This window comes from Arthrobacter sp. MYb229, from assembly GCF_002975405.1.
Taxonomy (GTDB): domain Bacteria; phylum Actinomycetota; class Actinomycetes; order Actinomycetales; family Micrococcaceae; genus Glutamicibacter.
Genome location: NZ_PCPS01000001.1, coordinates 1,019,231 through 1,031,670 on the forward strand (window position 1 = coordinate 1,019,231; position 12,440 = coordinate 1,031,670).

The following is a 12,440-nucleotide window of genomic DNA, read 5'->3' on the forward strand; positions in this document are numbered from 1 at the left end:
GAGGTGTTGACGTGAGCGAGTTTCGACGTCTGGACGTTTTACGCGCCATTGTGGAGGACTACGTCCAGTCGCATGAACCGGTAGGTTCAAAGGCTTTGCTTGATCGGCATAACCTAGGAGTTTCTGCTGCCACGATTCGCAATGATATGGCCTTGCTGGAAGAAGAGGGGCTCATCGCTGCCCCGCACACCTCCTCGGGAAGAATACCCACGGAAAAAGGCTATCGCCGATTCGTTGACCAGATCGGCGAGCTTAAGCCGTTGTCTCGGGCGGAGCGCGAGGCCATCAACAAAATCTTGGATAATTCCCAGGATTTAGATGAAGTCTTGCATAGCACCGTGCGCTTGCTGGCACGTTTGACGAATCAGGTGGCGTTGATCCAGGTGCCGCACTATGACACCGCATCGCTGCGCAATCTGGACCTAGTCGGACTTGGCTCATCCCAGGTATTGATGGTCATGATTGCCTCCAATGGCACCGTCGACCAGCGGATGATCGGCACTTCCAGGGCGTATAGCGACGACGAACTGCAGGGTATGAAGCAAGGCGTGCTCAAGGCCTTTGGCGGTCGGCAGTTGGCAGATCTCGTAGGTTCGCTGACCACCGAATCAATTCCGCTCCAGCTTCTGGAAGATACGCTGTTCATGACGGTGCTCGGTTCCTTGCAGGAGATGGCACGTGCGGCTAACACCCAGCGCATCGTGATGGCGGGGACCGCGAACCTTGCCCGTTCGGTGGGAGATTTCCCGCTGACGCTCACCCCGGTGCTCGAAGCGCTTGAAGAGCAGGTGGTGCTGCTGAAGCTGTTCTCCGAGTTGGAAGCGGACTCTCGGGGCGTGGCGGTAGCCATTGGCACCGAGCACCATTACGGGCAGCTTTCCGACGCAACGGTCATCGCGACAACCTATGGCTCGGACACCAGGAACAAGCTTGGAGTGCTCGGTCCGACGCGGATGAATTATCCAACCTCCATGTCTTCGGTCCGGGCGGTTGCCCGTTACCTGTCAAAGATTTTGACGAACTAGTTTCGTCAGCAACAACGTTTTATATTTTTACGAAAGGACACGGCGAATATCGTGAGCTCGCATTACGAGACGCTGGGTGTTGCCCAGGACGCGACCCCGCAGGAAATCAAGAGCGCCTACCGCAAGCTGGCGCGCAAGCTGCACCCCGATGTCAACCCAGGCGAGGGGGCAGCCGAGCAGTTCAAGCTCGTCACACGAGCCTACGAAGTCCTTTCCGACGAAAAGAAGCGCGCCAACTTCGACGCCACCGGCGACCTGAACGGCAACGGCCAGCAGGGATTCGGCGGCGGAGGCCAGAACTTCGGTGGCTTCGGCGACATCTTCGAACAGTTCTTCGGCGGCGGGCAAGCCCAAGGGCCGGCCTCGCGCACGCAGGCCGGCCGCGACGCGCTGATCACCATCACCATCGATTTGGTCGACGCTGTCAAGGGCACCGTATACCCGCTCGAGATGGAAACGGCCGTCACCTGCAAGGTCTGTGAAGGCTCTTGCTGCCGGCCCGGCACCAGCCCGGTTACCTGCGAAACCTGCCGCGGTGCGGGCCAGATCCAGCGTCCGGTGCGTTCCTTCCTCGGCCAGATGATGACCGTGGAAACTTGCCCGGCCTGCCGTGGCTTTGGCACGACCATTCCGGATCCATGCAATGAATGCAATGGCGAGGGACGCGTGCGCGAGCACGTCTCGAAGTCGCTGAACATTCCGGCCGGTGTCGATGCCGGCACTCGTATCCAGCTGCGCGGACAGGGCGAAGCCGGTCCCGGCGGTGGCCCGAACGGAAACCTCTTCGTCGAAATCGACGTACGCCGCCACAAGGTCTTCGAACGCGCGCAGACCGACTTGCACGCGAAGATGGCCATCCCAATGACCGGCGCCGCCCTCGGTTGCGAGCTGAAGCTGGAAACCTTCGATGGTGAACAGCAGATCACCGTGGAATCGGGCGCCCAGGACGGGGACACCATCACTCTGCCAGGGCTGGGTGTGCCGCGCCTGCGCGGTGGCAAGCGTGGCGACATCGTGGTGCACCTGCAGGTGGAGACTCCGACGAAGCTGGACGCCGCACAGCGTGAGCTGCTCGAGCAGCTGGCGGCATTGCGTGGCGAAGAGATGACCGCCGGCCGCGTCGAACAGTCCGGTGGAATGTTCTCGCGACTGCGTGACAAGTTGAACCAACGCTGAGCATGAGCAATCACAGCTTCGTGATCGACGCTCAGCAAGCAGCTGAGGCCATGGTGGGGGACAGCTTGGAGCTCACCGGGCCCGAGGCCCACCATGCGGTTGCGGTCAAGCGTGTGGCGCCCGGCGAGGAGCTGGACTTGCTCGACGGCACCGGGCTCCGGTTGCGAGTCAAGGTCAGTGCCGCGGCCAAGGACCTGCTCAGCGTGACCGTGGTGGAACGCATCGAAGAAGCGCCGCCGGTCCACCCGGTCGGCCTGGTGCAGGCGCTGGCCAAGGGCGACCGGGATCTACAGGCCGTGGAATCGGCGGTGGAACTGGGAATTTTCACGGTCCGCCCCTGGCAGGCCGATCGATCGATTGTGCGTTGGAATGGGCCGAAGGCCGAAAAGGCCTTAGCTAAATGGCGTTCGCAGGTGCGTTCGGCACAGAAGCAGTCACGCCGCGCCTTCGAACCAAAGGTCTTGGACCCGCTCGGGTCCAAGGCTCTGGCCGGACAGATCGCGCAGCTTGCTGCCCAGGGCGAGCTGGTTCTGATCCTGCATGAATCAGCTAAATGCTCGGTGGCCGAGGAAACCCGGTCGTGGCTCGATTCGGCCCCGGCACATGCGGGGGTGACGTTGGTAGTGGGCCCCGAAGGCGGGATCAGCGACGCGGAGCTCGATCAGTTTGTCGGCGCTGGTGCCAAGGCCGCGCTCTTAGGCGAGCACGTGCTACGCGCTTCGACGGCCGGGCCGGCAGCCCTCGTTCTGGTTCGGCATCTGCTCGGAGAACTGTAGCCGCCGAAAGGTTCAGCAATTAAGAAGTTCCGCAGGCCGACGGCCTGCGGAACTTTTTAATTGGTAGCGAATATTCGCAGCCTATTTAATGGTGAACTCGCTGGATACCGAGGCGATCTTTTCTTCGGATCCGGATTCCCTGCCCCAGAAGGTGAGTTTGTAGGCGCCTACGCTCAGCTGCTTGGTGAAATCAAAGGAGCCATCGGGATTGACCTTATCTTCCGGGATTGGCTCCTCGGCGGTGAGCACGGTGAGCTTTCCCGACTTGTCCTTGCTCTCCAAGCTGTAATAGATGCCGTCGCTGAACTTCGAGGCGCGAGCATTGAACTGGATCTGACCGGCCTTGCGGGTCGACCCGTATTGCGGGTCGATAATCCAAATCGGGGCCATGAATGAGGCATCGCGGTCGTAGGAGTCCGCCAGTCGCAAGTCGCCGAAGACCGTGGCGTTGGCCCGGCCGTCAACCAGAATTCTCACTTTCGGTGGCAGCGAGCCAACGAGGAGGCCTGCATTGGACGCGGCGGCGGTGGCGGTGAACACCAGCTGCTGAATTGTGCGTTCGGAAAGGCCACGATCAAGCTTTGCACCGAAGACCTTCTCCGGTAGGTCCAGGGTGATCACATTGTCCTGGTTCATGGACACGCCAACTTCACCCGAAGGCTTCAGATGCGTGTACCACTCGGCATTGGCCGGCTTTTCGTTGAGCAGGTAGGAGATTGAATCGCCGATCGGCTCGCCAGTGGCGTTTTTTGTGGCGTACTCGCGGTAGAGGAAAACCCCGAGGTCCATATTTTCAAGCCAGTAGATCGGGAGCCTGTCGATCGGGGAATGGTGCTCCACCGAATCGTTGGCAGGAGGCAGTCCCACGGTACCCGCGGCAGTACTGATCGGCATTTCGTGGGATTCTTCGCGCGAGGCAAGACCGCAGCCAGCTGCTACGACGAGAGTTAAACAGACTCCGGTGACGGTTACCCGCTTGGAGATCAACCTCGTAATTCTTCCTTGCACTACTTACCAATCCGTTGATTATTCACTTGACACCTTGCTGTAAACCAGCTCTGGCGCTCAAATAGTTTGGCACATGATGGCGCCCGGGATCGCCAAAAAGGAGTCTAACGAAGGATTCGTAACCAAATCTATACCTTTACCACCACAGATGCTTTAGAATCACTTCAGATTTTTGTGCTCTAGCTACCTGCGAAATTATCCCCTAAGCGTGCTGAACTAGATAGACTGTAGGGGACAAGAACAATAATCATTGCCAAGCTCAGCAAAGGGGCACTAAGCACTGCATGCAGGTTGAACAGAACAAGATGCCGGTCGAATCCGGCCCCGCGTCATTGACGATCACCTTCGACACTCCCGAACTCATGGTTGCCACGCTGGGTCCAAGCGATGAATTGTTGCGCATTCTGACCGGCGCCTACCCGCTGGTGCAGTTTCGCCCCAATGGCGCTTCCTTGACCCTGGTTGGCGAGCCCGTGCAGGTGCGCAAGGCTCAGCGTGTGACCGAAGAGGCCCGTGCACTTGCCGGCCGCGGCTCCCGGATGAGCGCAGACACCATTGAGCAGATCATCAAGATGCTCTCCGCCGGTGGCGCCGACGCGCCCACCGACGTCCTCGGGCTGAAGATTCTCTCCGGACGGGGACGCGCGATCCGGCCGAAAACGCTGAATCAGAAAAGCTATGTCGACGCCATCGAAGACAACACGGTGACCTTCGGCGTGGGTCCTGCCGGTACCGGCAAAACTTTCCTGGCCATGGCTATGGCCGTGGCAGCCTTGCAGGCGAAAGAAGTCAGCCGCATCATCTTGACTCGTCCCGCCGTAGAAGCCGGGGAGAAACTGGGCTTTTTGCCCGGAAGCCTCACGGAGAAAATCGATCCCTATCTGCGTCCGCTCTATGATGCGCTGCACGACATGATCGACCCGGAGACCATTCCACGGTTGCTGGAGGCAGGCACCATCGAGGTCGCTCCCTTGGCGTACATGCGCGGGCGCACCTTGAACGATGCCTTCGTGATTCTCGACGAAGCGCAGAACACCACCAGCGAACAAATGAAAATGTTCCTCACTCGTTTGGGCTTCGGCTCCAAGATGGTCATCACCGGCGATGTCACTCAGGTGGATCTGCCCGGTAACTCGGTCTCCGGGCTTCGCATGGTGATCGACGTGTTGGCGGGTATCGACGACATCGCCCTGTGCCGGCTGGATGCCGGCGACGTGGTGCGCCACCGCCTCATTGCAGATATCGTCACGGCGTACGATCGCTGGGACACCCAACAGCGCAAAGCACAATCCCGGGGACGGCACAAGTCATGAGCGTCGAAGTAAATAACGAAACAGACTACGAAGTGGATCTGCAGGACGTGCAGAAACTCGCTGACTCGATCACCCAGGCGATGTTCATTCACCCGGAAACGGAAGTTTCCGTCGTCTTCATCGACGAAGAGGCCATGAGCGAATTGCATGTGGAGTGGATGGACCTGGAAGGTCCCACCGATGTGATGAGCTTCCCGATGGACGAGTTGCGTCCGGGGTCGGAGAAGGCCCCGTCGGAAAGCGGCATCCTCGGGGATATCGTGATCTGCCCCACCGTCGCCGAGGCCCAGGCCAAGGCCGGTGGGCACCCGGTCCACGATGAGATCTTGCTGCTCACCACCCACGGCATGCTGCATTTGATGGGCTTCGACCACGATGAGCCTGCCGAAAAGGCCGAAATGTTCGGTCTGCAGCGCCGTCTGCTCGAGAGCTACACCGGGCGCCCGGCGCCGAAGGAAACGGTGGAATAGCCGGTGGGCATAGTCCTATTAGTCGTGGCGTTGGCCTTCATGGCCAGTGCCGCAATTCTCACCGCCGCCGATTCCGCCTTTTACGCCTTGTCCCGCAATGCGGCCGAACGGTTGCGGATCGAGTCGAATTCCAAAGCGATAAGCCATATCCTGGACGACAGCGAATCGCACGCCCAGGCGATCCGCTTCTGGCGTATCTGGTTCGAGACGGCCTCCGCGGTGGCCGTCGCGCTGCTGGTGGCCCGTTGGATTGATAATATCTGGATGGTCGGCTTGGTGGCGACTATGGTTATGGCGGCCCTCGGATTCGTCCTGGTCAGTGTCTCCCCGCGGCGCTATGGCCGCTCCAATGCGCGCAATGTCGTGCGCGCAACCGCACCGATGGTCCGGCTCTTGCGGGTGCTGCTCGGCCCGATCACCAACTGGCTGGCGAGCATCGGCACCGCGATGAGCCCGGGGCCCGGAAACGATGAAGACGGCTACCTCGGCAAGGAGCGCCTGCGCGACATAGTGGACCGTGCCAGCGAGGGAGAGGACCTGGACGAAGAGTCCGCGGAATTGATCTCCTCGGTGATGGATCTGGAGGAAACCAACGTCCGTGCGGTCATGGTGCCGCGCACAGACATGGTGGTGCTCACCGGCGAACATACGATCAACGGCGCGCTGGAACTGTTCATGGCTTCAGGCTATTCGAGGATCCCGCTGATCGGCGAAGACACCGATGACATCCAGGGCATCATCTACCTCAAGGATGTGATCTCCGAGATCCACGGCCTGCAGCAGGCCGAGCGCCTCGAGGACCTCTCCCGTCCGGTGCGTTTCGTCCCCGAGTCGAAAAACGCTGCAGAACTCCTGCAGGAACTGCAGCAAGAGGCAATTCACCTGGCGGTGGTCATCGACGAGTACGGTGGCACCGCGGGCCTGATCACCCTGGAGGACCTGCTCGAGGAGATCGTCGGCGAGATCGACGACGAGTATGACCGCTCGCGCACCGAGCTGATCGAAAACCCCGATGGCTCGCTCTTCGCAATGGCCTCGGTATCCATCGATGACGTCGCAGATCATTTTGATGTGTTCATCGATGATGAAGATGTAGACACCGTCGGTGGCCTGCTCTCCAAGGCGTTGGAATCCGTGCCCGTGCTCGGATCCACCGCCGATGTCTACGGTCTGCGCCTGACCGTGGTGGCCCTGGCCGGCCGCCGCAACCGCATCGGCAAAATCCATGTAGAGCGTCTGGAAACGGACGCATCCGATCATAAAGAGAACGACGAGGAATCCTCAGATGAGCGATAAAGACAAATTGCTGGCCACCAGCGGCTGGCCCGAGAACTACCGTTCGGGTTTCACCTCCTTCGTGGGGCGCCCGAATGCTGGCAAATCCACGCTGACCAACGCGCTGGTGGGCCAGAAGGTGGCCATCACCTCGGCCAAGCCGCAGACCACCCGGCACACCATCCGCGGGATCGTGCACCGTGATGACGCGCAGCTGATCCTGGTCGACACCCCGGGCCTGCACCGCCCGCGCACCCTCTTGGGGCAGCGGTTGAACGACCTCGTCGCGCAGACCCTTTCCGAGGTCGATGCCATCGGTTTCTGCTTGCCGGCCAATGAGAAGATCGGCCCCGGCGACCGTTTCATCGCCTCCCAGCTGGCCCAGCTGCAGCGCAAGCCGATCGTCGCCCTGGTGACCAAGGCCGATCTGGTCGACCGCGAACAGCTCGCCGCGCAATTGATGTCCGTCGCTGAACTGGGTGTGGAGAGCTTCGGCGAAGACGGCTTCGCAGCGATCATTCCGGTGTCCGCGGTGAAGGAATTCCAGGTCGAAGAGGTTGCCAACGTACTGGTCCAGCACCTGCCCAAGGGACCGCCGCTCTACCCGGATGGCGAACTTACCGACGAGCCCGAGCTGAAGATGGTCGCCGAACTGATCCGTGAGGCCGCCTTGGAAGGCGTGCACGATGAGCTGCCGCACTCCCTGGCCGTGGTCGTCGAGGAGATGATCCCACGCGAGGGACGCAGCGAAGGCAACCAGCTGGTGGACATCCACGTCTCGCTCTTCGTGGAGCGCTCGAGCCAGAAAGCCATCATCATCGGCAAGGGCGGCTCACGCCTGCGCGAGGTGGGGTCCAACGCCCGTCAGGGCATCGAGAAGCTGCTGGGCACCAAGGTCTTCTTGGACCTGCACGTGAAGGTTGCCAAGGACTGGCAGCGCGACCCGAAGCAGCTCGGCCGCTTGGGCTTCTAAGCCCGGCCCGGTAGATTACCCCACCCCCGGATTGCCTTTCCTCGAGAGGCGGTCCGGGGGTTTGCATTTAACCGTGTTGGCTTTTAGCCGGCTTAGGAGCCTGCTCTAGACGATTCGGCTCGCCAAGGAACCGGTTAACCCCACGCCGTGGCCCGAGCTCATCTAAAAGTTGAATAGTCGCGCGGCATAGTTGACCTAGGATTTCCTTGGGTTTAACGACGTCATCGGAAGGGTCGGGAGAGCTGAGCCCCCGTCTTCTACCGTCCTCAACGAGCAGCAATGTCTTAGCGGCCGGGAACCAAATTAGTAGTGAGTCTGCAAACGATGCGCAGTTTCCGCCTGGTGGATCCTCCACCTAGCATTTACGAGGTGTAGATTTGGGATTCTTATTCCGGGCAGCTCGTTAACGTAGCGGGCAGCGAGGCCCATACCGCTCACAATTACCTGGGGCCTGGCAATTACGCTGGGCGCCGGCCGCCACGTTGCTTCGTTTTGAAGAATTCATGCTGACACCCACAAATGGCACTGCCTTGGCGACGTGGTTAGCGGATACCTCGAAACGGGTGCCTACGTACTACATGGGACTCTCAGGATCCGCCACAAGTTGGTGGTCCAGATTGAGCGTATCTGACAACTAATCCAATATTCGCTTCCTCCGTCCATACAAATTTACGCAATGCTTCGATTTTGACCCTGCGCCATGAAGGAACGGAATACCAACACCAGATGAAGAGCTGATTATCGGAGGGAGCCCGTATATTCTTTGTCAAGAGTTGGTGTCACCGCTAACTGAATACAGACCCCTGAACGACTTTCGAAAATTGACCCCACCGGGGCCATTCAACAGTCATTCTGAGGGAGCGATTACTGTGGAACAGTGGGCAGAGATCCGTCGGCTGCATCGCGCTGAAGGCGTGCCAATGAAGGAGATCTCGCGTCGTCTTGTCATCGCACGAAACACCATCCGTACAGCGCTGGTGTCAGCAGAACCGCCAAAGTACCAGCGCACGGGTCGATCGTCGATTCCTACGAACCGGAAATCCGTAAGCTGTTGTGTGAATACCCGCGCATGCCAGCAACGGTCATCGCAGAACGTATCGGGTGGCAGAACTCAATCTCCACGCTGAATAACCTAAACGCTCAGAACCGGCCGGAATCCACCAGCGTGGACCCAGTAGATCGCCTGGTGCACGATCTGGGACAAGCAGCGCACATGGATCTGTGGTTCCCCGAGCCACGGATCTCCGTTGGATACGGCCAAGCTCTGATGCTGCCGGTGCTGGTGCTGACCTTATCGTATTCGAGGGTGTTCAAAGCGCTGATGATTCCCACCCGGCAAGGACCGGATCTGACCGCAGGGACGTGGCAGCTATTCAACGATGTTGGCGCGATGCCCGAGACCATGATCTGGGATCGTGAATCGGCGATCGGTGGCAAGGGCAAAGTCACCGAACTAGCTGCAGCTTTCACAGGTACTTTGGCCACCAGGATCGTTTTGACGCCGCCGAGGGATCGAAGAATTCAAAGGGCAGACTGAACGCAATAACCAGTATCTGGAAACCTCGTTCCTGCCCGGGCGTAAGTTCACCTCGCCAGCGGATTTCAATGAACCACCGACGCAGCGGCTGCCCCGGGCAAACACACGCACGGTCCGTTCCATCCAGGGCCGGCCAATAGACAGGCCGTGTCAAGTCCCGGGTTTTGTTGAGGGCAATCGGGTAAAAATCTAAGCGGCTAAAGCCGTGTCGCGCACGCCAGCGTAATAAGCGTCCTCCACCTCGGACGGAGACCGGTAATCGAGCATGCTGTGCACCCGGTCCGTGTTGAACCAATGCACCCATTCAGCGGTGGCCCGCTCAACGTCATGATGCCCCTCCCACGGGCCATCCAAATGGATCAGCTCGGCCTTATAGAGGCTGTTCAGCGCCTCGGCCATTGCGTTATCGTAACTATCACCCTTGGACCCGACCGACGCGACCGCACCGGCCTGCTCCAAGGTTTCCGCGTACCGGATCGCCCGATACTGCACCCCGCGATCTGAGTGGTGCTTGAGATCCCTCAGGTCAGAGCCTTGTTGACCGCGGCGATGCAGTCCCATGCGCAACGCGTCCAGCGCCAGGTCGGTATACATGCGCGTCGAGGCCTGCCACCCGACGATCATCCGGGAGAACACGTCCAGCACGAACGCGACGTAGACCCACCCGGACGCGGTTTTCACGTAGGTTAGATCCGCGACCCAGAGCCTATCGGGGGCTGGTACGGTGAAGTCGCGATTCACCAGGTCCAGCGGCCGCCCGGTTTCCGGTGCTGGTTTCGTAGTGCGGGGATATTTTCCGCGCACCACTCCTCTCACCCCGAGCTGCCGGCAGAGCCGTTCGATCGTGCATCTGGCCACGGCGGGCTCTCCTCGGAGGGCCCGGTGCTTGTTCAGGTGCGCGTGGATTTTCCGGATGCCGTAGACCCTCCGGCGAGGGTGGGTGTGAATGGCCATGATCTGTTCCTTCAGGACCGCGTCGGTCAGGCTGCGGGCCGACGGGGCACGGTTGAGGTGGGCGTAGTAGGTCTGTGGGGCGATCTTGGCACCGAACCCTTCACTCAGGGTTCGGCAGATCGGTTCGATACCCCACCGATGCTTATGTTCGTCGATAAACCGGACGATCAGCGCTGTGGGCGGTCGAACTCCGCGGCGAAAAAAGCCGCCGCGGACTTCAGGATCTCGTTGGAGCGGCGTAGTTCCCGATTTTCCTTCTCCAGCTGCCGGATCCGTGCCGAGGAGTCTTCCGGTTCGACCGGGAGTTCTTGTTCTTCGGCTTTCTTCACCCAGGAACGCAGGGCCTCTTTATGCACGTTCGTTTGCTCGGCGACCCGTGCGATCGCGCCAGCGCGGGTCTCGGGGTCCTTGCGGGCTTCAACGCAGAGCCGGGTCGCCCGTTCGCGGAGTTCTTGAGGGTATTTCGAGTTCGCCATGATGTTCTTAGGGTAATCCTTTCGGGATATCTGGCTTATCCTCTATCAAACACGGGACGCTTCACCGCCGGTGGATTTGCAGGCGATGACCCAGTTGCCGCCGATTCCACCGGCAACCGGCTTCACTCATCGGGTGCAGATCAGCAGGGATTACTACGTGCGTTTGGACCGCAACGATTATTCCGTGCATCCATCGATGATTTGGGGGTCATGTTGACTTCACGCTCACGTTGGACCGTGTGCTCGGTGTCTGCGACCAACGAATCGTCGCTGATCATCCACGCTGCTGGGCTAAGCATCAAGTCACTACCGATCCAGAGCCTGTTCAGGTTGCCGCAACTTTGCGTTCCGTGTTCAACAAGATCCGGCGCACGGCCTTTACTGGTGGGTTACAGGATCCTGTGGTGGCCTCGCGGGAACTATCTGAATACAACAAGATCTTCGGCCTTGATGGCCAAGACTTTATAGGAGATAAGCAATGAGTTCTTTGGAAGCGACGATCGAGCACTTGGCCAGGGCAATGAAGATGCCGACGGTGCGTCAGACCTGGCAGCAACTAGCGAACCAAGCCAGGGATGAGGGCTGGTCGCAAGAAGAATACATTGCTGCTGTTTTGCAACGGCAAGTTGCTGACCGGGAGGCCAGCAGAACAACGTTGCGTATTGCCGGCGCTCATTTTCCTTCGATGAAAACGATTGAGGACTTCAACTGCGAATTCCAGCCCTCGCTCAGGCGGGACGTGTTGGCCAATTTGGCCACGACAACATTCATCCCCAAGGCGGAGAATGTGATCCTCTTAGGTCCGCCGGACGTAGGGAAAACTCATTTGGGGATTGCCTTGGGGGTCAAGGCCTGCCAGCAGGGGTATCCGACGTTGTTTGATACCGCGGCCGGTTGGATGCAGCGACTGACATCAGCTCATCAGTCAGAGAATCTGATCAGCGAGTTGCGTAGGCTCAAGCGCTATAAGTTGCTGAACATCGATGAGGTTGGGTATTTGCCGTTTGGGCGGTGGGGCGAGTTGTGCGGTGATGATGTAGTTGCTTCGGCCATGCTTGACCGGTTGGTTTATCATGCCGAGGTTTTGACTTTGGCCGGTGATTCGTACCGGGTGAAGAATCGTCAGGACCTGCTGAAAAACGTTGATCAGGTTTAGGAATTTGGGTTTGGAGGGGTCAATTTTCGTTTGTCGGTAGGGGAGAATTTTCAGCTAGTGTTGACAGTTGGACGACGAGAGTCTCCGCTGGTTTTGCGACTGCCATACCCGCTACGGGAACTTTAGCCAGCAGCCCCATGTTTCTTCCGACTCATGATTCAGAGGTCGCTGTCAGATAGTCGTTGAGGGTACCAAAAGTCCACGTATCGCACATAGCCGTGAAATTGGTCGTCCTCGAAGTGACGAGATCACACACCGGTTACGTGGAATTCTGGTAACGAAAGTGACTAGCTGACAGCTC

Annotated in this window: 10 protein-coding genes and 3 pseudogenes; 11 read left to right on the forward strand and 2 right to left on the reverse strand. The window is 59.4% G+C overall.

Annotation, left to right across the window (positions count from 1 at the left end; translation table 11 throughout):
- Nucleotides 1-11 precede the first annotated feature (11 nt).
- From hrcA to CQ019_RS04815, 3 genes are read left to right on the forward strand one after another with little or no spacing between them, the layout of a single operon-like run.
- Nucleotides 12-1,025: a heat-inducible transcriptional repressor HrcA gene (hrcA, locus tag CQ019_RS04805; protein ID WP_096284730.1), complete on the forward strand. Its 1,014-nt coding sequence runs from the start codon at nt 12-14 to the stop codon at nt 1,023-1,025.
- Between the two features lie 51 nt (nt 1,026-1,076).
- Complete coding sequence (gene dnaJ, locus CQ019_RS04810) at nt 1,077-2,201, forward strand: molecular chaperone DnaJ (protein WP_096284728.1); 1,125 nt, start codon at nt 1,077-1,079, stop codon at nt 2,199-2,201.
- A gap of 2 nt (nt 2,202-2,203) precedes the next feature.
- Nucleotides 2,204-2,977 (forward strand): 16S rRNA (uracil(1498)-N(3))-methyltransferase, encoded by a 774-nt coding sequence (locus CQ019_RS04815; RefSeq protein ID WP_096284726.1) that lies wholly within the window; start codon nt 2,204-2,206, stop codon nt 2,975-2,977.
- Between the two features lie 81 nt (nt 2,978-3,058).
- On the opposite strand, the gene CQ019_RS04820 is transcribed toward CQ019_RS04815, so the two are convergent.
- Nucleotides 3,059-3,871 (reverse strand): GerMN domain-containing protein, encoded by an 813-nt coding sequence (locus CQ019_RS04820; protein ID WP_105569049.1) that lies wholly within the window; start codon nt 3,869-3,871, stop codon nt 3,059-3,061.
- Between the two features lie 398 nt (nt 3,872-4,269).
- On the opposite strand from CQ019_RS04820, the gene CQ019_RS04825 reads away from it, so the two are divergent.
- The 5 genes and pseudogenes from CQ019_RS04825 to CQ019_RS18680 all read left to right on the forward strand — a co-directional run.
- Nucleotides 4,270-5,298 (forward strand): PhoH family protein, encoded by a 1,029-nt coding sequence (locus CQ019_RS04825; RefSeq protein ID WP_105569050.1) that lies wholly within the window; start codon nt 4,270-4,272, stop codon nt 5,296-5,298.
- Complete coding sequence (ybeY, locus tag CQ019_RS04830) at nt 5,295-5,768, forward strand: rRNA maturation RNase YbeY (RefSeq protein ID WP_096284720.1); 474 nt, start codon at nt 5,295-5,297, stop codon at nt 5,766-5,768. The genes CQ019_RS04825 and ybeY overlap by 4 nt, the downstream gene beginning before the upstream one ends.
- A gap of 3 nt (nt 5,769-5,771) precedes the next feature.
- Nucleotides 5,772-7,064, forward strand: coding sequence for a hemolysin family protein (locus CQ019_RS04835; RefSeq protein WP_096284718.1), 1,293 nt, complete (start codon nt 5,772-5,774; stop codon nt 7,062-7,064).
- Nucleotides 7,054-8,016 (forward strand): GTPase Era, encoded by a 963-nt coding sequence (gene era, locus CQ019_RS04840; RefSeq protein WP_096284716.1) that lies wholly within the window; start codon nt 7,054-7,056, stop codon nt 8,014-8,016. The genes CQ019_RS04835 and era overlap by 11 nt, the downstream gene beginning before the upstream one ends.
- A 920-nt stretch (nt 8,017-8,936) precedes the next feature.
- Nucleotides 8,937-9,695, forward strand: a pseudogene (locus CQ019_RS18680) (IS21 family transposase); the annotation flags it as partial.
- 47 nt (nt 9,696-9,742) lie between these two features.
- Here CQ019_RS18680 and CQ019_RS18435 read toward each other — a convergent pair.
- Nucleotides 9,743-10,983 (reverse strand): annotated as a pseudogene (locus CQ019_RS18435) (IS3 family transposase).
- Between the two features lie 85 nt (nt 10,984-11,068).
- Between CQ019_RS18435 and CQ019_RS18920 the strand changes: the two are divergent.
- The 3 genes and pseudogenes from CQ019_RS18920 to CQ019_RS04860 all read left to right on the forward strand — a co-directional run bounded on the left by CQ019_RS18920 (nt 11,069) and on the right by CQ019_RS04860 (nt 12,139).
- The gene (locus CQ019_RS18920) at nt 11,069-11,200 is read left to right on the forward strand and encodes a hypothetical protein (protein WP_374954784.1); all 132 of its coding nucleotides are present in this window, start codon (nt 11,069-11,071) and stop codon (nt 11,198-11,200) included.
- Nucleotide 11,201: 1 nt separating this feature from the next.
- Nucleotides 11,202-11,465, forward strand: a pseudogene (locus CQ019_RS18925) (hypothetical protein); the annotation flags it as partial.
- A complete protein-coding gene (locus tag CQ019_RS04860; protein WP_105569054.1) occupies nt 11,462-12,139 on the forward strand; it encodes an ATP-binding protein in 678 nt (225 codons plus the stop codon). The pseudogene CQ019_RS18925 and the gene CQ019_RS04860, both read left to right, overlap by 4 nt.
- Nucleotides 12,140-12,440 lie beyond the last annotated feature (301 nt).